The organism is Streptomyces sp. NPDC104371, assembly GCF_055583785.1.
Genome location: NZ_JBVJNF010000007.1, coordinates 225,667 through 247,040 on the forward strand (window position 1 = coordinate 225,667; position 21,374 = coordinate 247,040).

Sequence of the window (21,374 nt, forward strand, 5' to 3'; positions counted from 1 at the left end):
GATGCGCCACACCCGCACACCGCCGCTACGTCCGACCGAATCACGAGCGGCTAATGGATCTTGTACTTGCAGGGCTTGGCGGTGTTGCCGCCGTCGTTGTCGGCCACTTGCTTGCCGTCGACCTTGATCACGCAGCCGGCCATCTTCAGTGTCCCGTCCGCCGCCTGGACCGTGCCGGGCGTGACCAACACCAGATAGCCGACCTTCTGCTCGGCCTTGGTGAGTTCGACCGTCTCCGTCTTGGTCCACGGGAGCTTCTGCTGCTCCCCGTAGCTGCTGCTGTCCGCGTGATACATGACCTGCGTCGTGCCGCTACCGGTCACCTGGAGCGTCACCTCATGGGATGACCACGTCCCGAGATCCAATCACGTTCAGGCGGAGGGGGCTCACCGGATCCGGCGCATCGGCGGCTGAACCAACGCGGCGTGCCCGAGGAGCGGGAGGCGTGGGGGGCGCATAGGGTCCGTCGCATGAAGTTGGCGTTCTCCACCCTCGGTGTTCCTGGGCTGCCCGTGCGCGATGTCGTTCATCTCGCGGCCACGCACGGCTATCACGGTGTCGAGTTGCGCGCGCACCCGGAGGAGCCCGTGCATCCCGGCATCGGGTCGGGTGAACGGGCCGATGTCGTACGGGAGTTCGGGGGCGCCGGGGTCGAGATCCTGGCGGTGGCGGGGTACGCGCGGGTGGCCGCGCCCGGTGCGGACGAGCCCGTGCTCGACCAGGTGCGCGCGCTGCTCGACCTCGCCCGCGACCTGGGTGCCCCCTTCGTCCGCGTCTTCCCCGGCGGTGACGCCGCTCAAGACCCCGGGGAGGCCGACGCCACCGCCGCGCGGCGGCTCGGTGCCGCCGCCGAGTACGCCGCCGATCTCGGCGTACGGATCCTGCTGGAGACCCACGACTCGCACCGCACCGGAGCCGACGCGATCCGCGTCCTCGGGGCGGTCGGGCACCGGCAGGTGGGTGCGCTGTGGGATGTGATGCACACCTGGCTGGGCGGCGAGCAGCCGCAGGAGACGTACGCGGCACTGGCCCCGTACCTCGGCTATGTGCAGGTCAAGGACATCGCGTCCGCCGACGACACCACCCCGCTCCCGCTCGGCGCGGGCGTCCTGCCGCTGACCGAGTGCGTGGACGTCCTCTCCCGGCACGGCTGGGACGGCTGGCTGTGCTGGGAGTACGAGAAGCGGTGGTACGAGTCGGTGACACCTCTGCCCGAACTGCTCGCGCGCGGGCGGGAACATCTGGAGCGGCTGCTCAACGACTCGGCCTGACCGGGCAGTTCAGGCGGCGCGCGCGGCGAGCACCGCCTTCCGTACCCTGGCCTCCAACTCGGTGCGGCGCGCCGGCCATTCCTCCGCCGTGATCGCGTACATCGCGGTGTCCCGCAGGCGGTTCTCGTCACCCGGAGCCCAGGAGCGGGACCAGTTGCGCAGGATTCCCTCCAGGCGGGCTCCGACGCTCTCGATGGCCGCGCGGGAGCGGCTGTTGCGGGCGTCGGAGAGCAGGTCGACGCGTGAGACGCCCCACTCCTCGAACGCGTGCCGGAACAGCAGCAGTTTGGACTCCGCGTTGATGCCCGTGCCCTGGGCCGAGCGGGCGAGCCAGGTGAACCCCACCTCGATCGCGTCGAGCCGGTCCTCCGAGAGCCAGCAGCGCGGCTCCCAGTACGAGGTGGTGCCGACCACCCGCCCGGTGGCGACGGCGATCTGGGCGTACGGCGCGAGCCGTCCCGTGGCGGCGCGGGCCAGGTGCGCCTCGATGTAGTCGCCGACCTCATGGGACCGGGGCACGCTCGTGAACGCGTACGTGTCCCGTTCCTCCTCGGCCGCCAGCGCCAGCCCGGCCGCATGGCGGCGCTCCAGCGGCTCCAGGCGCACGAGCGCGCCCTCCAGCACCGGCCCTTCCAGCACGAACGTCATGGCGGGAGTGTGGCGGGTCCCGCCCGACGGCGTCGAGTGGATATCCCCCGCCCGTATCCCGGCCCGCTCGTCCCGGTCCCGGTCCGGGTTACGGCGCGACCTTCTCCCGGTGGTCGTCGTGTGGTGCGTCGTCGGGTTCGGCCGCGGTCACAGGGGCTTGGGCCTGGGTCTTCGCCGGGGCCAGCGACGTCAGCGCCACCCCGCCCACCAGCAGGGCCGCCGCGCCCCAGCGCAGGGGGCTCACCGATTCGCCCAGGAACAGGGTCGCGGCGGACATGCCGAAGACCGGGACCAGGAGGGAGAACGGGGCGACCGTGGACGCGGGGTGGCGGCGCAGGAGCCAGCCCCAGGCTCCGAAGCCGAAGACCGTGGTGATCCAGGCGACGTAGAGGATGATGCCCACGCCCTGCCAGTCGAGGCCGCACAGCGCGTCCAGGTCGCGGGAGGGGCCCTCGGTCAGCAGGGAGAGGGCGAGCAGGGGCAGGACGGGCACGGTGCTCACCCACACCATGAAGTTCAGCGAGTCCGGCGGGGACGCCTTGCGGGTGAGCACATTGGACACGCCCCAGCAGGCCGCCGCGCCGATGACCAGGGCGAACGCGCCGAGCGGGCCCGCCGTACCCTCGTCCACCGCCGCGAGCGCCACGCCGCCGAGGGCCACCGCCATGCCCAGCGCGCGCAGGCGGGTGGGCCGCTCGCCGAGGACCGCGAAGGCGATGAGGGCCGTGAAAACAGCCTGGATCTGTAGCACCAGGGAGGACAGTCCGGCGGGCATGCCCGCGTCCATGCCGATGAAGAGCATCCCGAACTTGGCGACGCCGAGCACGAGCCCCACGCCCAGGATCCACTTCCAGGCCACCTTGGGCCGCCCGACGAAGAACACGGCGGGCACGGCCGCGGCCAGGAAGCGCAGGGCCGAGAACAGCAGCGGCGGGAAGTGGCCGAGGCCGATCTCGATGACCGTGAAGTTCACGCCCCAGACGGCGGCGACGAGGACGGCGAGGGCAAGGTGTGCGGGTCGCATGCGTCGAGGATCACGCCTGACGACCATGAAGCACCAGCGAAGATTGCTGCATGGTTGGATGAAGCATCGCTAATCCGGGAGCACCGCCTTGCTCGATCTTCAGCGCCTGCGCGCCCTGCACGCCGTCTCCGTCCACGGCACGGTCGGCGCCGCCGCCGCCGCGCTCGGGTACACCCCGTCCGCCGTCTCGCAGCAGATCGCGAAGCTGGAGCGGGAGACCAGGACCGTCCTCCTCGAACGAGAGGGGCGCGGCGTGCGGCTCACCCCGGAGGCCCATCAACTGGCCTCCACCGCACAGGAGTTGCTGGCGATCGTGGAGCGTGCCGAGACCGAGCTGGAGGAGCGGCGCGGGCGGCCCGCCGGGCGGCTGGCCGTGGCCGCGTTCGCCTCGGCCGCGCGCGGGCTGCTGCCCTCCGTCCTCGCCGCCCTCGCCACCCGGCACCCCGCCCTGGACGCCCGGCTCACCGAGGTCGACCCGCATCTGTCCGTCGACCTCGTCGCCAAGGGCATGGTGGACCTCGCCGTGGTCCACGACTGGGACATCGTGCCGCTGCCCGCGCCGCCGGGGATCGAGCAGGCGGTCATCGGCGACGACCTGTGCGACCTGATCGTCCCCGAGGGGCATCCCTTCGCGGGCCGCTCCTCCGTGCGCCGCGAGGAGCTGAGCGGCGAGCGGTGGGTCTGCCAGCCGCCGGGCCGGGTCTGCCACGACTGGCTCGTACGGACCCTGCGCGCCGACGGCCACGAGCCGGACCTCGTCCACCAGGCCGAGGAGAACCCGACCCTGGTCGCGCTGGTCGCCGCCGGGCTCGGCGTCGCGCTCATCCCCCGCCTCGGCCGGGGTCCGCTGCCCGAGGGCGCCGTCGAGGTCCCGCTCGACCCAATGCCCGTACGACGGCTGTACGCGCTGTGGCGCACGGGCGCGGCCCGGCGTCCCGCGATCGCGGAGACCGTCCGCACACTCCAGGAGTTCTGGCCCAAGGCAGCGGCGCACGAGCCCCGTTGAACCGCGGCGCACGAGCCCCGTCGAACCGCGGCACACGAGCCCCGTCGAACCGCGGTAGACGAGCCCCGTCGAGCGGCGCGCAAGCCCGGCCCCGTCGCGCGGCACATGAGCCCCGCTGACCCGAGGCGTCCCGACTTCCGGCGGCGGGCCGGTTCCCGGGAACCCCGCCGGGTGCCTGTTCGTCCCACCGGCAAGCTGCCGGAGGAGTCTCCGCGCTGCGGTGTCGGCCTCGCCGCTGGCTGCGAACGCTGACCACCCTCTCCGCCGCACGCGGCCGGCAGCACACCGCCATCGGCGCGCCCCCTCCGACAGCGCCGATGGCGGTCCCTCGTCGGCGCTTCGATTGCCGCGCGATGCCTTGACTGGCAGAAACTTTCCGGATATTCGTGGCCCCTCGGAAGTTTCCTTCAGCGATCTCCTCCGGAAGGAGCGCATGTGCACGACTCCGGCACGGGAAGCACCAGACAGCCCAGACATCCCTCCAGACGCACCGTTCTCGCCGCCACCGCGGGCGTGACCGCGGCTCTCGCCCTCGCCCCGGACACCGCCCTGGCCGCCGGGAACGCCGCCGGGCACGACGACAAGCGGCTGACGGCCCTTCTCTCCCGTATGACGCTGGAGGAGAAGGTCGGCCAGCTCTTCGTCATGCGGGTCTACGGGCATTCGGCCACCGCCCCCGACCAGGCCGACATCGACGCCAACCTCCAGGAGATCGGCGTACGGACGGCCGCCGAACTCGTCGCCAAGTACCGCGTGGGCGGCATCATCTACTTCGCCTGGGCGCACAACACCCGTGATCCGCACCAGATCGCGGACCTGTCCAACGGCATCCAGCGCGCCTCCCTCGGCCTGCCCCGCGGCCTGCCCGTGCTCATCGCCACGGACCAGGAGCACGGGATAGTCGCGCGCGTGGGCAAGCCCGCCACCCTCTTCCCGGGCGCGATGGCCATCGGCGCCGCGGGCTCGCGCGCCCATGCCCGTACGGTCGGCCGGATCGCCGGGGCCGAGCTGCGCGCCCTCGGCATCCTCCAGGACTACGGCACGGACGCCGACGTGAACGTCAACCCGGCCAACCCGGTGATCGGCGTACGGTCCTTCGGTGCCGACCCGGACGCGGTGGCGGGCCTGGTCGCGGCGGAGGTCTCCGGGTACCAGAACTCGGGCGTCGCGGCGACCGCCAAGCACTTCCCGGGCCATGGCGACACGGCCGTCGACAGCCACTACGGCTTCCCGGTCATCACCCACAGCCGCGAGGTGTGGGACAAGCTCGACGCGGTGCCGTTCCGGGCGGCGATCCGCGCCGGGATCGACTCGATCATGACCGCGCACATCATGGTCCCCGCGCTGGACGACTCCGGCGACCCGGCGACGCTGTCGCACCCGATCCTCACCGGCATCCTGCGCGGGGAACTGGGCTACGACGGCGCCGTGGTGACGGACTCGCTGGGCATGCAGGGCGTCCGCGAGAAGTACGGCGACGACCGGGTGGCGGTGCTCGCGCTCAAGGCCGGTGTCGACCAACTGCTCAACCCACCGTCCCTGGACGTCGCGTGGAACGCCGTGCTGAACGCCGTGAAGAGCGGCGAGTTGACCGAGGCCCGCCTCGACGAGTCGGTACTGCGCGTCCTCCGGCTGAAGGCGAAGCGGGGGCTGCTCGACCAGCCCTACGTCAGCGCCAAGGGCGTCGACAAGACCGTCGGCATCCCCGCGCATCTGCGCGCCGCGGACCGGGTCGCGGACGACTCGACCACGCTGCTGGTCAACAAGCGGCACCTGCTGCCGCTCTCCCGCCGTACGCATCGCAGGCTGCTGATCCTCGGCGCGGACCCGGCTTCCCCTTCCGGCACCGACGGCCCGCCCACGACCGTACTGGCCAACTCCCTCACGGCACTGGGCTTCACGGCCACCGCGCTGTCCACGGGCACGGCCCCCTCGGCGGCGACGATCGCGAGCGCGGTCGCGGCGGCGAAGGACGCGGACGCGGTCGTCGTGGGCACGTACAACGTGAGCGCGGCCAACTCCCAGCGCACGCTGGTGGATCAACTGGTCGCCACCGGGAAGCCGGTGATCGCGGTCGCCGTCCGCAACCCGTACGACGTGGCCCAACTCCCGGACGTGGCCGCCTGCTTGGCCACGTACTCCTGGACGGACGTCGAACTGCGCGCGGCGGCACGGGTGATCGCGGGACAGGTGAAGCCGCAGGGACGGCTGCCGGTCCCGGTCCAGCGGGCGGACGACCCGGAGCAGGTGCTGTATCCCCTCGGGTACGGCCTGTCGTACTAGGCGTACGGCCGAAGCGGGACACCCCGCGCCCCCGGGCAACCGAACCACCCCGTACGTCTGGCGTGGACCGCCGCTCGCGGCCCACGCTGGACGGGGGTTTCACGGGGGCGGGGGGCTCGCGATGCGGGGAACACGTGCGCTGCCGGGTGCGCTGCTGACGGCCACGCTGGCGGTGGCGGGACTCACCGGATGCCAGGCGGCGTCCGGCGCGCCGAAGGCCCCGCCGCCGGGCGGGACGGCGACCTGGACGCGGCCCGACGGGGCGAGGTTCCTCGCGGTCGGCGCGTGCAGTTCCTTCGGGACCACGCACTTCGGCGAGGTGCCGTGCACGAGCGAGCGGGCGGCGGCGCGGGTCCTCGCGCGGCACGACGGGCGGCCCTCGGGCGGACCCGACTGCCCGGACACCACGGACTTCGTGCTCCACATCGGCAAGGACGGGCCGACGCCGCAGGGCTACGCCTGCATGCGCAACCTGGAGCGGCCCCACCCGGGCGACCCCGGAGGCGGCGGCGGACCGCGCACGATCGTCGGGGACTGCGTGTACGCGGCGGGGCAGGGGGAGGTCCGCGAGACGGCCTGCGACGGGACGGGCAAGCACGCCCCGGAGTACCAGGTCACCTCGGCGGTGACCCACCGCGCGCAGTGCCCGCCGTCGACGGAGCTGTACGTCCGGCTGGGCGGCGACAAGCCGGTGGGCTGTGCCCGGCCGAGACAAGCGGCGGCCGGGCACAGCCCATAGCTCAGCGGTGCGTCACGGACGCAGTGCGGGCTCGCGCGTCACGTCGCGGCGGTCCAGCTTCGCGTCGTAGGTCGCCAGCGGCTTCGCCACCGACGGGTTCGACGCGACCGCCGGGGACGCGACGCCCGCCCACTCCAGGATGCGGGCCGTGGCCAGGGACTTCTCGTCGGACACCAGACCCGCGACGTTCGCCCCGTGGTTCATCCCCGGCGCCGTGAAGACGTAGGAGTCATGGGCGCCCGCGCCGGGCCGGAAGCGCTCCGAGCCCCACGGGTCGTTCTGCCCGTACACGAACATCATCTGGTCCGCGTGCTTCCGGACCCAGGTGTCCACGTCCCGCATCACCGACGGCTGGAACTTCATCGGGATGGCGCGCGGCACGTAGTTCCGCGGCGGCTGGTAGCCGTAACGGATGTACTTCTTCTCGATGGTGGGGAAGTGGATCGTCGGCGCGCCCAACTGCGTACCCGCCTGGTAGTAGTACGGCGTGTACGGCTCCAGGCCCTGGTCGGTGTAGGCGGAGAAGCCGGAGATCGTGTCGATCGAGTCCCAGATCGCGTCGTCCGTGGCGTGCTTGGCGTCCGCGGGGATCGTGCCGCAGTCCGACAGCAGGCTGTACTGCCAGAAGCCCCACACGTAGTCCAGGACCACGGCCTCGTACGCGCGGTCGAGGCTGCCGACGGTGTCGAAGGTGTAGCCGTTGTCGGCCGCGTACGCCTGGTACTTCTTCTCCAACGGCTGGCGGCGCACCAGCGCTTCGCGCTGCACCGCGTTCAGCCGGTCGCGGCAGTCCTTGGTGCCGACCTGTGCGAAGAAGCGGTCGTAGGCGGAGTCCTCCTTGTCGACGACGTCGTTCGGGGCGACGTAGGCGACCACGCCGTCCATGTCCCGCGGGTAGAACCGCTTGTAGTACGTGGCCGTCATCCCGCCCTTCGAGCCGCCCGTCGCGAGCCAGTTGGCGCCGTAGATCGGCTTGAGGGCCTCGTAGATGCGGTGCTGGTCGCTCGCGGCCTGCCAGATGTCGAGCTTGGACCAGTCGGCCGGGGCGGGGCGGGAGGGCGTGAAGTAGCGGTACTCCATGGAGACTTGGTTGCCGTCCACGATCTGCGTCGGCTCGCGGCGGCTCGGGGTCGTGGAGACGCTGTAGCCGCCGGTGTAGAAGACCGTGGGGCGCGAGACGTCCTTGTGCAGCACGGTGATCCGCTGCTGGAACGTGCCCCGGTCCGGATGCCGGTGGTCCGTCGGCTGCGTGTAGTTGAGCACGAAGAAGCGATAGCCGGTGTAGGGCTTCTCCTCGATCAGGCTCATGCCCGGTATCGCGAGCAGCCGGTCCTTGATGTCGCTCGGCTCCTGCTGGACCGCGGTGGCCGTCCCGGCTGTGCCTACGGTGCCGATGAGCACCATGAGCGCGAGCAGCCATCTGAGCGCCTTGCGCATGCAACCTCCCCTTGAACACGGATGTCCGCCGGAACCTAGCGGAGCAAGTCCCGTCGCACCAGGGGAGATCGGTGATTCGCGGCGCGTCGGCCGGGGTTTCGTCCGCGCTTCGGCCGACGCCGCGTCAGCAGAGGATCCAGCCGGAGTCGGCCGACGCCTTCCCCACCGAGCCGCGTACCCGGACACAGCGGTGCCCGGCGTGGACGGTCACCGGTCCGGCGTGATGGCGGTAGCGCCCCTTGTCCACGCCGGGGCGGCTGCCGCGCGCCTGCACGCTGACCGCCATCGGCCGGGCGGCGCCCGCCTTCTTCGCGAACGTCACCGCGCAGACATAGCCGTTGCCCTTGAAGACCCACACGGAGCCGGCGGAGAACGGGAGCGTACGGACCTTCCGCCCGGCGCAGTAGCCGGCGCCGGTCGCCGCCTCGGCGCTCCGCGGGTTCACCGTCGCGAGGAGCCCGGCCACCGTGAGTACGACCAGGCCCACCAGCAGGCGCCGCCCCAACCCCAGATTGTCCACGGTTGTCCCTCCAGACCACAGGCGTACTGATGTACGACGCACGGGACGCGCCTGCGGTTGCGGCGTACGGCCGGATGAGTACGGCGTCACACCACGGAGCCGACGGGCTCCTCCGGCTCCGGTGCGCCCACGAAGGTGCGCCACAGGCGCGCGTACCGGCCGTTCCTGGCGAGCAGTTCCTCGTGGGTGCCGTCCTCGGCGACGCGGCCGTGGTCCATGACGACGACCCGGTCCGCGCGGGCGGCCGTCGTCAGGCGGTGGGCGACCACGAGTGTCGTACGGCGTCCGGCGAGGCGGTCCGTCGCCTGGTTGACCTGCGCCTCGGTGGCCAGATCGAGCGCGGCGGTCGCCTCGTCGAGCAGCAGGACGTCGGGGTCGACCAGTTCCGCGCGGGCCAGGGCGATCAACTGCCGCTGCCCGGCGGACAGATTGCGGCCGCGCTCGGCGACCTCGTGCAGATAGCCGCCCTCCAGACCGGCGATCATCTCGTGCGCGCCGACCGCCCGCGCGGCGGCCTCCACCTCGGCGTCGCTCGCGTCCGGGCGCCCGTAGGCGATGGCGTCCCGGACGGTGCCGGGGAAGAGGTACGCCTCCTGCGGGACGACACCGAGCCGGTGCCGGTACGAGGTCAGGTCGAGGGAGCGGATGTCGGCGCCGTCGACCAGCACCCGGCCGCGCGTCGGGTCGTAGAACCGGGCGACCAGCTTCACCAGGGTCGACTTGCCCGCGCCCGTCTCGCCGACGAAGGCGACGGTCTGCCCGGCGGGGATGCGCAGGTCGACCCCGGTGAGGGCCTCCTCGTCGTCGCCGTACGCGAAGCCGACGTCCTCGAAGTCGATCTCGCCGCGCACGGACGCCACCTTCACGGGCTCCTTCGCCGCCTTCGTGCCGGTCGGCTCCCTGAGCAGTTCCTGGATACGGCCCAGCGACACGGTGGCCTGCTGGTATCCGTCGAAGACCTGGGAGAGCTGCTGCACGGGCGCGAAGAACAGGTCGATGTAGAGCAGGTAGGCGACCAGCGCGCCCGCGGTCAGGGTCCCGGCCTCCACCCGGTGCGCGCCCACCATCAGCACGGCCGCCGCGGCCACCGAGGACAGGAGCTGCACGAAGGGGAAGTACACGGAGATCAGCCACTGGCCGCGGATCCGCGCCCGGCGGTAGCCGTCGCTGCCCTCCGCGAACCGGCGCGCGCCGTCCCGCTCGCGCCGGAAGGCCTGGAGGATACGCAGCCCGGACACCGACTCCTGGAGGTCCGCGTTGACGCCCGACACCCGCTCACGGGCGAGTTCGTACGCCTTCACGCTGGCCCGGCGGAAGAAGAAGGTCCCGATGACCAGCGGGGGCAGCGTGGCGAAGACGACGAGGGCAAGCTGGACGTCGAGGACCAGCAGCGCGGCCATGATGCCGAAGAACGTGACGACGGAGACGAAGGCGGTGACGAGGCCGGTCTGCAGGAACGTGGACAGCGCGTCGACGTCGGTCGTCATCCGCGTCATGATCTTGCCGGTCAACTCCCGCTCGTAGTAGTCGAGTCCGAGCCGCTGGAGCTGGGCGAAGATCTTCAACCGCAGGGAGTACAGGACGCGTTCACCGGTCCGTCCCGTCATCCGGGTCTCGCCGACCTGCGCCGCCCACTGGACGAGGACGGTGGCGAGGCCGAGCAGGGACGCGGCCCAGACCGCGCCGAGGGCCATCCGGGAGACGCCCTGGTCGATGCCGTGCCGGATCAGGATCGGCAGCAGCAGGCCCGCGCCCGCGTCGACGGTGACGAGGGCGAGGCTGGCCAGCAGGGGCGCGCCGAAGCCGCGCAGCAGCCGGGTGAGTCCGTACGACTCCTCGGGGCGGGCCGCGCGGGCCTCGTCTATGTCGGGGGTGTCGGTGGCAGGGGGCAACTGCTCGACCTGGGCGAGGAGTTCGGGGGTGGCCGGGGTGCCGGTCAGCGCGTGGTCGCGGGGCTCGCGGTCGCCGGTCCACAGATGCGGGGTGACGCCGCGCTCGGCGTCGAACTCGGCGTCCAGCTCCTCCCGGACGCTCGTGTCCTCCTGCTCCGCCGCGGGCAGGACGTGGCCCGGGGAGACGGCGCCCAGCTCGTCCGGGTCGGTGAGCAGCCGCCGGTAGAGGGCGGAGCGCTCCTGGAGTTCCTCGTGGGTGCCGATGTCGGCGAGGCGGCCCGCGTCGAGGACGGCGATGCGGTCGGCGAGGTTGAGCGTGGAGCGCCGGTGGGCGATCAGCAGGGTCGTACGGCCCTCCATGACCTGCTTCAGCGCCTCGTGGATCTCGTGCTCGACCTGGGCGTCCACCGCCGAGGTGGCGTCGTCGAGGACCAGCAGCCGGGGGTCGGTGAGGATCGCGCGGGCCAGGGCGATGCGCTGGCGCTGGCCGCCGGAGAGGGTGAGGCCGTGCTCGCCGACCTTGGTGGCGTAGCCGTCGGGCAGTTCCGCGATGAAGCGGTCGGCCTGGGCGGCGCGGGCGGCCCGTTCGATCTGCTCGTCGCTCGCGTCGGGGCGGCCGTAGGCGATGTTGGCGCGGACCGTGTCGGAGAAGAGGAAGGAGTCCTCGGGGACCAGGCCGATCGCGGCGCGCAGCGAGGAGAGGGTCAGCTCGCGCACATCGTGGCCACCGATGAGGACGGCGCCGTGCGTGACGTCGTAGAAGCGGGGCAGCAGCAGCGAGACCGTCGACTTGCCGGAGCCGGAGGAGCCGACGACGGCGAGGGTCTCGCCGGGGCGTATCTCGAAGGTGAGTCCGTCGAGGACCGGGGTGCTCTTCTTCGTCGCGCCGCTGCCTTGGTACGCGAAGGAGACGTCGTCGAACTCGACGGTCGCGGGGGCGTCGGCGGGCAGGTCGAGGGTGCCGTCCTGGAGCGAGGGCTCGGTGTCGATCAGCTCCAGGACGCGCTCGACGCCCGCGCGGGCCTGCTGGCCGACGGTGAGGACCACGGCGAGCATGCGGACCGGGCCGACGAGCTGGGCGAGGTAGGAGGAGAAGGCGACGAACGTACCGAGCGTGATGTGCCCGCGCACCGCGAGCCAGCCGCCGAGCGCGAGCATGGCGACCTGGCCGAGGGCCGGTACGGCCTGGAGGGCGGGGGTGAAGCGGGAGTTCATCCGTATGGTGCGCAGCCGCCCGGCGAAGAGCCGACGCCCGACCTCGCGGAGCTTGCCGGTCTCCTGCTCCTCCTGCCCGAAGCCCTTGACCACGCGGACGCCGCTGACGGCGCCATCGACCACGCCCGCCACGGCGGCGGCCTGGGCCTGGGCGTACCAGGTGGCCGGGTGCAGCTTGGAGCGGCTGCGTCGGGCGATGAGCCACAGCGCGGGCGCGACGGCCAGCGCGACCAGGGTCAGCGGGATCGACAGCCAGGCCATGACGACGAGGGAGACCAGGAACAGCAGGACGTTCCCGATGGTCATCGGGAGCATGAAGAGCAGGCCCTGGATGAGCTGGAGGTCACTGGTGGCCCGGCCGACGACCTGCCCGGTGGAGAGCTGGTCCTGACGCCGCCCGTCGAGCCGGGTGATCGTCTCGTACATCTCCGTACGCAGATCGTGCTGGACGTCGAGCGCGAGCCTGCCGCCGTAGTAGCGCCGGATGTAGGTGAGGACGTAGACGACGACGGCCGCGCCGATGAGCGCGGCGGCCCAGGGCGCCATGGACCGGCTGTGATCGCCGATGACGTCATCGATGATCACCTTGGTGATCAGCGGCACGAGCGCCATGACGGCCATACCGCCGAGCGAGGACCCGAGCGCGAGGACCACGTTCTTGGGATACCGCCAGGCATACCCCACGAGCCGATGCGCCCAGCCGCGCGTCTCCTCCTCGTTCGCCACCACACCGGTCCCTTCCACCACGCCGATCTTCCCGCCGTCTCTCCCCAACACGGGCGGGGGCGGAATTCATCCCTCGGTGGCGGAAGGTGAGGCGCTCAACCGTGCTCGGCGGCTCCGTCCGGCGATTCCGGCGGCCTGGCGTTGCGGCGTTCCTCGGGAACCAGCCGCTCGTACAGAGCGAGAATCGGCTCCTTCCCCTCCCGGAGTGCGAAGCGGGTACCACGGTCCCCGGGGTAGGGCATCCGGTGGTCCACACCGCCGAGGTAGATGTCGGGCGGAATACCGTCGGGGAAGGCCTCGCAGTAAGGGATCCACTGGTCGCGCGACGTCCTCCCCTCGGGGTTGTGGCGCGTCGCCTTCTCCCTGGCGCACGAGTCACAGATGTTGGCGATCCGGCGTCGCACGGCTCATCGCCTCCTGTCGGCTTGCCCCGTGTGGGCCTACTGGCCTGGCGGACCGCCGTGTGTCGGATCGTCTGTCAGACCGGCAGGTCCCAGCCGGGCCCGTCCTCGGTGCCGGACCATACCCGCTGACCGGCCGCCGAGACCGTGATGCCGAATGCCTCCTGGTGGGGCTCGCCCATGTCCTGCCAGCTCCGCACCGCCCGCTCGACCCGGTCCCACAGGCGGACGGGTCCCCGCTGTACTACGACCCACCCGCCGCCCGGGGCAGGGGCCGTCCGGGCCTGCGAACCGGTGGACACGTCCCAGAGGATCTGTTCCGCTCCCGTCCCCATGCGTTCGGCCGCGGGCACCGCGAGCTGCGCGACCCAGCCGCCGGTCCAGTCGTCGAGCTTCGCGGGGTCGATCAGGCTCGGGCGTTCGTCGCCGGGCAGCAGGGTCAACGTCGGGCGGGGCGGCCGGTCGTGCGGCCGGGCGATCATGAAGCTGGTGTACCCGGGCAGGAATCGGCCCGTGGCCTCCCCGGGGGCGGTCACGTCCAGCAGCGCAAGGGCGTTGGCGTAGCTCCAGCCGGACAGGGTGACCAGGATCTTGCCGCCCGGCCGCACCTGGTGCAGCCACGGCAGAGGGATGTACCGGACCGAGCACGTGGCGATCAGCCGGTCGTACCGGGCGCCCCCGTCCGGGTCGCCCCGCAGCCCGTCACCGATGATCAGCCGGGGCGCGAACCCGGCCGCTGCGAGCGCGGTGGCAGCGGCCCTGCCCACCACGGGGTCGTGCTCGATGCTGGTGACGTCGGCGTCCCCGAGACGGTGCGCGCCGAGCGCGGTCGAGTACCCGGTCCCGGTGCCGATCTCCAGCACCCGGTGCCCGGCCTCGGCGCCGAGCCGCTGCCACATGCGCAGCACCAGCGACGGCAGAGTGGACGATGACGACGGGGAACCGGTCACCGTCCCCTCGGTCACGTCGTCGGGCCTGATCCGGCCGTCCAGTTGGGTGATCAGCGTCTCGTCGGAGTAGACCCCCTCCAGCCATCCGGACTCGCCCTCGTGAACGGGCCGGTAGCGGGTCGGGGCGGTGCCCGCCACCGGTCTGAAGTAGGACCCTGTGAACAGCTCCCGGGGAACGGCCCTGGCGGCGCTGCGCCACTCGGCTTCCGTCAGGGTGCCGTCCTCGGTGAGACTGTCCGTCAAGGTGTCGCGGAGCCGAGCCGATGTACTCACGTGTCGGGGCCTCTCTCCAGCTCGTCGGCGATGGCGTGGGCGATCGCCATGGTGGTCTCCGTCGGCTGCCACGCCCATTGGCCGTTGGGGTTGCACTCGAGGAAGTGCCAGTCACCGGCGGTGGTCACGGCGAAGTCGAACGCGCCGAAGATCAGGCGGAGTTCGGCGAGGTAGGCGACGACCGCGTGCGCGATCGGCTCGGGCACCTCGACCGGTGCGCATGTCATCACGTCCTGACGGTGACGCCAGTCGAGATCGGGGCTGTCGATCCGGATTCCGTACGGCCGGTCACCCACGGCGGTCACTCGCGCGTCGAACGCCTTGTCCACCTTGGCTTGAAACATGTGCGGACAGACGGAGACGGCATCGGTGATCTCGTCCCCGCGCACCTCCCGGACCCACACGCTGTGCGGTCGGCCACCCACCTGGTAGGGCGTGTTCCACAGCGGCTTGTAGACCACTCCGCCAGGATGGCAGTCGGCGAACTCCCGTGCTGCGCCAGGGTCGTTGGTGATCACCGTGTCGGGCACCTGGAATCCGCAGCGTCGTGCGGTCGCGAGTTGCGCGGGCTTGAACTCGGCGGCCCGGTTGTTCCACGGATGATTGACGTAGTGCGTGCCCGGCAGAGACGCGAGGACACCGCCGACGCCCCACAGCGCTTGTTCTGCGGCGAACCGGCGGTCCTGGTCACTCAACCCCTGCGGTCCCTCGTAGGGCGTGGGCCTGCGCACCCAGACCGACCGGATCCGGGTGGTGTCGAGTTCTCGGCTTGCCGTGCGCAGGGTGCCCCGCTGGTCGCCCGTACGGTACGTGGCGGTCAGCGAGGCGACCGTGTGCAGGTCGGCGCCGGGGTCGACACGGGTCACGGGAACCCGGCGTTCCGCGAGAAGCCGCAACACCACGTCCGCCGTCACGTCGTACGGGTTGGTCAGCACCAGTACCGACCTGCCGTCATCCATCAGCCGGAACCCTGGTCCTGGTCGTACGACTCGGTGCTGTCCGCGTCGGTCGCGCCGCCCGGACCGGACCCGTCGCCGGGGGTGGTCGTGGTGGGCGTCAGACCGCTCGTGCTGGTGCCGTGGTTGCCCAACTCGACCGTTCGGCCATGCTCGTCCACGATGACCGCGATCTGCGTTTCGGGGTCGATCACGGGCGTGTGCTTCGGGACCGCGACGGTGGCCGCGTACGGCCCCATCCGTTGCGTGCCCCACGGTGCGGGCGTCTGCGTCATCTGTGCTGCGCCTCCGTTTCCCGGTGGTACCGACAGTTCGCTGCTTCGCCGGGGTTGTGCGGTACTCCCCTGACGCTAGGAAGCACAACGCTGCCGTGGCTACGAAGTTGCACCGAATTACAGGGCAGTTGCAGTAGCTGGTCATGGCCGGTATCCACCCTTGACCTCCATGATGTGCGGGCACGACGGTGATGCAAGTCGCTGCAACCGACTGGCGCGGGAGGCACACCACCATGAACATTCACTTCGTCGGGATCGACCCCGAGACGGACGAGGACGGATGCCCCACGGTCTGGGTGGACACGCACGCGAAAGACCTGCTGATCCAGAGCTATGTGGCCGACGACGAGACGACCGCGACATGCGATGCGCTGTCTCCGGCAAGGGCGCCGATCCCGCCCGGCGAGACAGTCATCAGGATCCCGGCCCGTATGGTCCCGACCATCAGGAAGGCATGCGATGAGCTCGATCCCGGAGTTCACTGAACTCCTCGCCGACGTACGGACGTCGGCCGTCCATCTGGAGATGCGGGACGCCTACTACAGCAACCCCCGCTTCGAGGCCTGGCAGGACGGTCACCGCGTCGACTGGGACGACCGCGACTCCTGGTGGCGACCCTTCCACCAGGACATCGCGGACGCCGTGGCCCGCGGCGTCACGGTGCGGCGAGCCCGGATCGTCTCCGAGCCGGTCACCGGCTACATCAAGTGGGAGCACTACCAGACCCGCGCCAACATGGAGGCCGGTGAGCAGGTGCGCTGGCTGCCCCGGCATCAGGCCTGGGATCTGCTGCTGCCGGGCAGCGACCTGTGGATCTTCGACGGGCGACTGATGCGCGTCCACCACTTCTCCGGTGACGGCGAGTGGATCAGCAAGGAGCTGTGCGACGATCCCGCCACCGTCGAAAGGCACGCAATGGCCTTCGAGCAGGTGTGGGAGCGGGCCGTCCCCCACGACGAATACGAGGTCAAGTAGCCAGAGTCATGTCCACCTTCCCCACGTCCGGCGTGCAGAACGCGCGCGCGGCTCTCGGGGCCCGGCTGCGGGAGCTGCGCCTGGACGCGGGCCTCACGGGCAAGGACGTCGCACGCCTGGCGGGCTGGTCGGTCGCCAAATCCTCGCGGATCGAGAACGCTGTCACCGCCCCGTCCGACGCGGATATCCGCGCCTGGTGCACGGCCTGCGGCGCCGACAGCCACGCGGACGACCTGATCGCGGCCAACCGCCAGGCCGACGCCATGTACCTGAACTGGAAGCGGCTCCAACGCACGGGCATGAAGCAACTCGCGGAGACGTCCGTCAAGTTGTACGAGCGCACCCGCCTGTTCCGCGTGTACGCCTCCCACGTCATACCCGGCTACCTTCAGACGCCTGGCTACGCCACCGCGCTCATGAGGACGATCGCCGGGTTCCGTGGCACCCCGGACGACACAGCCGAGGCAGTCAAGGTCCGTATGCGGCGCGGCCGGGTCATTCACGAGGGCGATCACCGGTTCGCAACGCTGATCGAGGAGAACGTCCTCACCCACAGAGTCGGCGACCAGGACGTGATGGCGGGCCAGTTGGGCAACCTCCTCGCCGCGATGACCCTGCCGTCCATGTCGATCGGCATCATCCCCGCCAGGGCCGCTCGTGAGGGCGTCATGTGGCCGCTTGAGCAATTCACGGTCTTCGATGACTCGCGCATCCACGTAGAACTGCTCGCGGCGAAGGTGACGATCACGGCACCGAGTGAACTCGACACCTACCTCCGCGCGTTCACCCGGCTTGCACAGCTCGCTGTGTACGGAGCCGACGCACGCGCGCTGGTCCTGCGGGCGATCGAGTCCGGGTGTGAGTAGTCGCGACACACCCCGCTACTCGGTGATACCGTGTAGCAGTACTTGGTATCACGCAGTAGCGCAGTTCTGCAGGAGGCCCCGGTGGACGACCTGACGGAGATGTTGAAGGGCACGCTCGAAGGGTGTGTGCTCGAGATCATCGGCAGCGAGGAGACCTATGGGTACGCCATCACCCGTCAGCTCAACGAGCTGGGCTTCACCGACGTCGTCGAGGGGACCGTGTACACCATCTTGCTGCGGCTGGAGAGGAACGGACTCGTCCAGGTGACGAAGCGTCCCTCCGGAGTCGGTCCGCCGCGCAAGTTCTACGCGCTCAACGACGCCGGACGCGAAGAGCTCGCGAAGTTCTGGGCGAAGTGGCAGTACGTCTCATCACGCATCGACAAGCTCAAGGGGGGCGGGAGATGAACTTCTGGGAGAAGGTCACAGGCAGCGATCTCACCAGGGACTGGAAGGCGTTCGAAACCCGGGCCGCGGCCCTGCCGGACGACCACCGGGTGGCGTGGCAGCAGATCCAGGGCCAGCTCTTCCCCTATGGGGACTTCACCGGCCGCAACCTCATGCCGATCCTCGACGCCGCCCTGGGGCTGCTCGAAGAGACCGCGGCGGACGGGCAGAGCGTCCACGAGGTGCTCGGCGACGACATCCCGGGCTTCTGCGCGGCGTTGGCCGGTGGCGAAGGGGCGCGGACCTATCGCGACCGGTGGCGCGAGCAGTTGAACCGGAACGTCGCACGGAAATTGAGCCGGTTGGGAGGCTGATGTGAGCATCCACGACATCATCGAGGGCAAGAAGCAGTGGCGGGCGCACATGGCTCGGGTCAAGGCGCTCCCGCCGGACTACCGGATCGTCTACAAGGAGTTGCAGAGGTACCTGTTCAAGGTCGGCCCGGTCGACCTGCCTGACCTGCTCCCCGGGATCGTCGACTTCTTCGAGCAGGGCGCCGCCGCGGGCAAGGGGGTGCTCGAACTCATCGGCGACGACGTCGCCGCGTTCTGCGACGGCCTCGTCAAGGACTCTCCCACCTACGCGGGCATCTACCAGGAGTCCGTCAGCGGACCGACAGGGGAAGGGTGAGGTCGCAGAGTTGCCAGCGTTCGTTGTGCAGGGCCTGTTGAACTGATCACTCAACGACAGGCCCTCCACAGGACGGAATCATGACCTCCACAGACACCGCCACCACCTACGACGGAGTCGGCTTACCGGCTCGATCCCCGCTGATCGGGTGGCTGGCCGTCGTTTCGGTCATGCTGGGGATCTTCTCGATCGTCACGACCGAGATCCTGCCGATCGGCCTGCTCACCGAGATCGGCTCCAGCTTCGCCATCTCCGACGGGGTGGCCGGGCTGATGATGACCTTGCCCGGAATCCTCGCGGCCGTCTCCGCACTCGTCATCACCGTGGCGACCGCACACATCGACCGCCGTCTGATGCTGTGCGTGTTCATGCTCATGCTGGCCGGGGCGAACTTCCTGGCCGCCGCGGCACCGGACTACTGGCTGGTCCTGGTCTCCCGTGTCATCGTCGGCATCGTCATCGGGGGCTTCTGGTCGATCGGCGCCGGACTGGCCCAGCGGCTGGTGCCCGCTGAGTCGGTCGGCCGTGCCACGTCGGTGATCTTCTCCGCGGTACCGCTGGGCTCCGTGCTCGGCGTACCGGCGGGCACGTTCATCGGGGACCTGGCGGGCTGGCGCACGACGTTCGTCGTCATGGGTGCCCTCACGGTCGGCGTCCTCGTCCTACTGCTGCTGGTCATGCCACCGCTGCCCCCCACCCAGCCGACTCGTCCGAGCGTGCTGCGCGGCATGTGCAAGAGCGTCAACACGCGTTTCGCGCTGCTGTTGACCTTCTTGATCGTGCTCGCGCACTTCGGGACCTACACCTACGTCACTCCGTTCCTGGAGCAGGTCACCGATGCCGGCCCACGACTGATCACCGTCTTCCTGTTGGCCTACGGTGTCGCGGGGATCGTCGGCAACTTCCTGGGCGGAGCGGCGGTCACCCGCTACCCCCGAGCCGTCTTCGGTCTCGCCGCCGGAATGATCGCGGCCGTCACCTTGCTGCTGCCCGTACTGGGGCGCTGGCAGATCGGCGCCGTCGCGTTGCTGATCGTCTGGGGCGTCGCCTACGGCGCCGTCCCCGTCTCCTCCCAGACGTGGTTCGCCAAGGCGACCCCCTACGCGCCCGAGGCCGCGGCGGTGCTGTTCACCGCCTCCTTCCAGGCCACGTTCTCACTCGGCGCGCTGACCGGCGGTGTCATCGTGGACCGCACATCCCCGTCAACGGTCATGATGCTCGGCGGCGTTGTCGCCGCGTTGATGGTCGTCGCCGCATGGGCGCACTTCGCCCGGCGTCTGAGCTGGCCGGACAACAGCTGAGAGCTCCCGACCAGCCCTTCGTACGACCGTGGTCACACCGAAGGGCTCAGCCGGGGAGTTCGCCCTTCTTGACGGCCGTGACGAAGGACGACCAGTCGGCCGCGGAGAAGACGACCGCCGGGCCGTGCGCGTTCTTGGAGTCCCGTACGGGGACACCGGCGGGGTGACCGTCGAGGACCTCGAGGCAGCTACCGGCCTCGCTCCCGCTGTAAGACGACTTTCGCCAGCCGCCGAGTGTGGCAGCGTTCCGGATGGTCCGGTCAGTCATAGTGTCCGTAGTCCTTCGCGGTTGCCTTCAACAGGGCCAGTGACTCTTGCAGCGAGAGCGCGTCACTCAGGGCGAGATCGTAGCGACTCTGCAACTGGTGGACCACGGAAGGGAATTCGTGCAGTTTGCCCATCTGCAAGCCCTCGCCGTACGCCAGGGGCGGTTGGTCCTCGAACCACATGAGCGTGAGCATGCTCTCCATCAGTGGATGGAAGCCCCTGTCGAACGGCATCACATGCACCCGGACACGTCCGGTCTCGACCAGGCGAACGATGTGCGTGATCTGCTCTGCCATGACGTCCTCGCTGTGCACAGGACGCCGCAACACCGCCTCGTCCAGGAGCGCCCACACCACAGGCGTGACCGGATCATCGAGGAGCTTGGCGCGTTCGAGGCGTGTGAAGAGGCGTTTGTCACGTACCTCTTCACTCACCGGAGGGAACGCCGCGCCGAGCACGGCATGCGCGTACCGCCTCGTCTGGAGGATGCCCGGCACGAACGAGAGGGCGAACTCCCTGATCATCACCGCTTGTTGTTCGAGCAGTCGAACTGCCTCGAAGTAGTCAGCCGCGGCCACATCGTTCTGCGGCAGGAAGCTGGTCAGCACATCCCCCGTGCCCAGCGCCTTGTCCAGCCGTCGTGCGTCCTCCCGTGACGGGATGCGTCTGCCCGCCTCGATGTGCGCGATGTGCGAGCGCGTCATGTACGCCATGTCCGCCAGTTCCTGCTGTGTCAGCCCCCTGGCCTCGCGCTGTGCCCTGAGCCAGTTGCCGTAGATGTTGGTGCCCAATGTGCCGACTCCTCGTGACATACGTGCCGTCACCAGCACTTCTCTGGCGAGCCTAGCCCGAGCCGTCTCACCCTGTGAGTGGATTGCTACCGATAGCAACCCCAGAGTGAATTCGAGGAGTTGACGACGTGAGCGGCATCGAGATTCCCCGGCTGTTGCCGTGGACCGGCCTGGAAGGCAAGGCCTGTTACCTCATCACCGACGGGTCCGGGCGGCTGTCCCGGATGGCCGATACCGCCGAGCGCGTGCAACTCGGGATGGCCGGTGATCTGCTCGGGCACGCCGTCGACATGCTCGCCGACGATCGCGCGACCTCGGTCCAACTCCGGTATCTCCTCGCGGGGATGCACCGGTCGCTGACCGACGTCCTTCGGATCGCCGAGAGCCGCGGGGCCCGACTGCTCGCGTTCGAGTACGACGACCTGGAAGAACAGGAAGACGAAGAGGGCGCGTGCAACTGTCCGTCCCCTAGGTGAGTCAG

General features: G+C 70.3%; 24 protein-coding genes. 12 read left to right on the top strand and 12 right to left on the bottom strand.

What is annotated here, in order from left to right; all coding sequences use genetic code 11:
* Positions 1–50: 50 nt before the first annotated feature.
* Complete coding sequence (locus tag ACZ60T_RS22835) at positions 51–323, bottom strand: hypothetical protein (RefSeq protein WP_469667521.1); 273 nt, start codon at positions 321–323, stop codon at positions 51–53.
* 147 nt (positions 324–470) lie between these two features.
* Here ACZ60T_RS22835 and ACZ60T_RS22840 point away from each other — a divergent pair, with 147 nt between their 5' ends.
* Positions 471–1,271 carry a sugar phosphate isomerase/epimerase family protein gene (locus ACZ60T_RS22840; RefSeq protein ID WP_469667522.1) on the top strand — a complete coding sequence of 267 codons (801 nt, stop codon included), beginning with the start codon at positions 471–473 and terminating at the stop codon, positions 1,269–1,271.
* Between the two features lie 9 nt (positions 1,272–1,280).
* On the opposite strand, the gene ACZ60T_RS22845 is transcribed toward ACZ60T_RS22840, so the two are convergent.
* On the bottom strand, positions 1,281–1,919 hold the full coding sequence (locus ACZ60T_RS22845; RefSeq protein ID WP_469667524.1) for a GNAT family N-acetyltransferase: 639 nt from the start codon (positions 1,917–1,919) through the stop codon (positions 1,281–1,283).
* Between the two features lie 88 nt (positions 1,920–2,007).
* Entirely contained in the window at positions 2,008–2,943 is a 936-nt protein-coding gene (locus ACZ60T_RS22850; protein WP_469667526.1) for an EamA family transporter, read from the bottom strand.
* Between the two features lie 88 nt (positions 2,944–3,031).
* Between ACZ60T_RS22850 and ACZ60T_RS22855 the strand changes: the two genes are divergently transcribed.
* The 3 genes from ACZ60T_RS22855 to ACZ60T_RS22865 all read left to right on the top strand — a co-directional run bounded on the left by ACZ60T_RS22855 (position 3,032) and on the right by ACZ60T_RS22865 (position 6,971).
* A complete protein-coding gene (locus ACZ60T_RS22855) occupies positions 3,032–3,949 on the top strand; it encodes a LysR family transcriptional regulator (protein ID WP_469667527.1) in 918 nt (305 codons plus the stop codon).
* A 435-nt stretch (positions 3,950–4,384) separates the two neighbouring features.
* A complete protein-coding gene (locus ACZ60T_RS22860; protein ID WP_469667528.1) occupies positions 4,385–6,232 on the top strand; it encodes a glycoside hydrolase family 3 protein in 1,848 nt (615 codons plus the stop codon).
* Between the two features lie 121 nt (positions 6,233–6,353).
* On the top strand, positions 6,354–6,971 hold the full coding sequence (locus ACZ60T_RS22865; RefSeq protein ID WP_469667529.1) for a hypothetical protein: 618 nt from the start codon (positions 6,354–6,356) through the stop codon (positions 6,969–6,971).
* 12 nt (positions 6,972–6,983) lie between these two features.
* Here ACZ60T_RS22865 and ACZ60T_RS22870 read toward each other — a convergent pair whose 3' ends face one another.
* From ACZ60T_RS22870 to tgmA, 7 genes are all read right to left on the bottom strand, one after another.
* Entirely contained in the window at positions 6,984–8,408 is a 1,425-nt protein-coding gene (locus tag ACZ60T_RS22870; protein WP_469667530.1) for a S28 family serine protease, read from the bottom strand.
* A gap of 124 nt (positions 8,409–8,532) precedes the next feature.
* A complete protein-coding gene (locus tag ACZ60T_RS22875; protein ID WP_469667531.1) occupies positions 8,533–8,928 on the bottom strand; it encodes a hypothetical protein in 396 nt (131 codons plus the stop codon).
* An 86-nt stretch (positions 8,929–9,014) separates the two neighbouring features.
* Positions 9,015–12,782 (bottom strand): ABC transporter ATP-binding protein, encoded by a 3,768-nt coding sequence (locus ACZ60T_RS22880; protein ID WP_469667532.1) that lies wholly within the window; start codon positions 12,780–12,782, stop codon positions 9,015–9,017.
* Positions 12,783–12,856: 74 nt separating this feature from the next.
* Positions 12,857–13,165, bottom strand: coding sequence for a hypothetical protein (locus tag ACZ60T_RS22885; RefSeq protein WP_365618848.1), 309 nt, complete (start codon positions 13,163–13,165; stop codon positions 12,857–12,859).
* A gap of 74 nt (positions 13,166–13,239) precedes the next feature.
* The gene (tgmC, locus tag ACZ60T_RS22890) at positions 13,240–14,385 is read right to left on the bottom strand and encodes an ATP-grasp peptide maturase system methyltransferase (RefSeq protein ID WP_469667533.1); all 1,146 of its coding nucleotides are present in this window, start codon (positions 14,383–14,385) and stop codon (positions 13,240–13,242) included.
* Entirely contained in the window at positions 14,382–15,344 is a 963-nt protein-coding gene (tgmB, locus tag ACZ60T_RS22895; RefSeq protein WP_469667534.1) for an ATP-grasp ribosomal peptide maturase, read from the bottom strand. The genes tgmC and tgmB overlap by 4 nt, the downstream gene beginning before the upstream one ends.
* Positions 15,344–15,616, bottom strand: coding sequence for a putative ATP-grasp-modified RiPP (gene tgmA / locus ACZ60T_RS22900; RefSeq protein WP_469667536.1), 273 nt, complete (start codon positions 15,614–15,616; stop codon positions 15,344–15,346). The genes tgmB and tgmA overlap by 1 nt, the downstream gene beginning before the upstream one ends.
* Positions 15,617–15,849: 233 nt before the next feature.
* On the opposite strand from tgmA, the gene ACZ60T_RS22905 reads away from it, so the two are divergent.
* The 7 genes from ACZ60T_RS22905 (at position 15,850) to ACZ60T_RS22935 (ending at position 19,835) form a co-directional block, all read left to right on the top strand.
* Complete coding sequence (locus tag ACZ60T_RS22905) at positions 15,850–16,101, top strand: hypothetical protein (protein WP_469667537.1); 252 nt, start codon at positions 15,850–15,852, stop codon at positions 16,099–16,101.
* Entirely contained in the window at positions 16,076–16,591 is a 516-nt protein-coding gene (locus ACZ60T_RS22910) for a DUF6879 family protein (protein WP_469667538.1), read from the top strand. Before ACZ60T_RS22905 ends, ACZ60T_RS22910 begins: the two co-directional genes overlap by 26 nt.
* Before the next feature lie 8 nt (positions 16,592–16,599).
* Positions 16,600–17,457, top strand: coding sequence for a helix-turn-helix domain-containing protein (locus ACZ60T_RS22915; protein WP_469667539.1), 858 nt, complete (start codon positions 16,600–16,602; stop codon positions 17,455–17,457).
* 81 nt (positions 17,458–17,538) lie between these two features.
* Positions 17,539–17,865, top strand: coding sequence for a PadR family transcriptional regulator (locus ACZ60T_RS22920; protein WP_365618839.1), 327 nt, complete (start codon positions 17,539–17,541; stop codon positions 17,863–17,865).
* Positions 17,862–18,218 carry a DUF1048 domain-containing protein gene (locus ACZ60T_RS22925; protein ID WP_469667540.1) on the top strand — a complete coding sequence of 119 codons (357 nt, stop codon included), beginning with the start codon at positions 17,862–17,864 and terminating at the stop codon, positions 18,216–18,218. Before ACZ60T_RS22920 ends, ACZ60T_RS22925 begins: the two co-directional genes overlap by 4 nt.
* A 1-nt stretch (position 18,219) precedes the next feature.
* Positions 18,220–18,534, top strand: a complete 315-nt coding sequence (locus tag ACZ60T_RS22930; RefSeq protein ID WP_469667541.1) for a DUF1048 domain-containing protein — start codon at positions 18,220–18,222, stop codon at positions 18,532–18,534.
* An 80-nt stretch (positions 18,535–18,614) separates the two neighbouring features.
* A complete protein-coding gene (locus ACZ60T_RS22935) occupies positions 18,615–19,835 on the top strand; it encodes an MFS transporter (protein WP_469667542.1) in 1,221 nt (406 codons plus the stop codon).
* A gap of 46 nt (positions 19,836–19,881) precedes the next feature.
* Here the strand turns inward: ACZ60T_RS22935 and ACZ60T_RS22940 are convergent, their stop codons facing one another.
* Positions 19,882–20,103 carry a DUF397 domain-containing protein gene (locus ACZ60T_RS22940; protein WP_469667544.1) on the bottom strand — a complete coding sequence of 74 codons (222 nt, stop codon included), beginning with the start codon at positions 20,101–20,103 and terminating at the stop codon, positions 19,882–19,884.
* Positions 20,096–20,893 (bottom strand): helix-turn-helix domain-containing protein, encoded by a 798-nt coding sequence (locus tag ACZ60T_RS22945; RefSeq protein WP_469667545.1) that lies wholly within the window; start codon positions 20,891–20,893, stop codon positions 20,096–20,098. Before ACZ60T_RS22945 ends, ACZ60T_RS22940 begins: the two co-directional genes overlap by 8 nt.
* 128 nt (positions 20,894–21,021) lie before the next feature.
* Between ACZ60T_RS22945 and ACZ60T_RS22950 the strand changes: the two genes are divergently transcribed.
* Positions 21,022–21,369 (top strand): hypothetical protein, encoded by a 348-nt coding sequence (locus ACZ60T_RS22950; protein WP_469667546.1) that lies wholly within the window; start codon positions 21,022–21,024, stop codon positions 21,367–21,369.
* Positions 21,370–21,374 lie beyond the last annotated feature (5 nt).

Bases quoted from the DNA above. Each gene is read 5' to 3' on its own strand.
- ACZ60T_RS22935 (WP_469667542.1), top strand. From the start codon at position 18,615: ATGACCTCCACAGACACCGCCACCACCTACGACGGAGTCGGCTTACCG.
- ACZ60T_RS22940 (WP_469667544.1), bottom strand. From the start codon at position 20,103: ATGACTGACCGGACCATCCGGAACGCTGCCACACTCGGCGGCTGGCGA.
- ACZ60T_RS22865 (WP_469667529.1), top strand. From the start codon at position 6,354: ATGCGGGGAACACGTGCGCTGCCGGGTGCGCTGCTGACGGCCACGCTG.
- ACZ60T_RS22925 (WP_469667540.1), top strand. From the start codon at position 17,862: ATGAACTTCTGGGAGAAGGTCACAGGCAGCGATCTCACCAGGGACTGG.
- ACZ60T_RS22850 (WP_469667526.1), bottom strand. From the start codon at position 2,943: ATGCGACCCGCACACCTTGCCCTCGCCGTCCTCGTCGCCGCCGTCTGG.
- ACZ60T_RS22915 (WP_469667539.1), top strand. From the start codon at position 16,600: ATGTCCACCTTCCCCACGTCCGGCGTGCAGAACGCGCGCGCGGCTCTC.
- ACZ60T_RS22840 (WP_469667522.1), top strand. From the start codon at position 471: ATGAAGTTGGCGTTCTCCACCCTCGGTGTTCCTGGGCTGCCCGTGCGC.
- tgmA (WP_469667536.1), bottom strand. From the start codon at position 15,616: ATGACGCAGACGCCCGCACCGTGGGGCACGCAACGGATGGGGCCGTAC.
- ACZ60T_RS22845 (WP_469667524.1), bottom strand. From the start codon at position 1,919: ATGACGTTCGTGCTGGAAGGGCCGGTGCTGGAGGGCGCGCTCGTGCGC.
- ACZ60T_RS22910 (WP_469667538.1), top strand. From the start codon at position 16,076: ATGAGCTCGATCCCGGAGTTCACTGAACTCCTCGCCGACGTACGGACG.
- ACZ60T_RS22905 (WP_469667537.1), top strand. From the start codon at position 15,850: ATGAACATTCACTTCGTCGGGATCGACCCCGAGACGGACGAGGACGGA.
- ACZ60T_RS22870 (WP_469667530.1), bottom strand. From the start codon at position 8,408: ATGCGCAAGGCGCTCAGATGGCTGCTCGCGCTCATGGTGCTCATCGGC.
- tgmB (WP_469667534.1), bottom strand. From the start codon at position 15,344: ATGGATGACGGCAGGTCGGTACTGGTGCTGACCAACCCGTACGACGTG.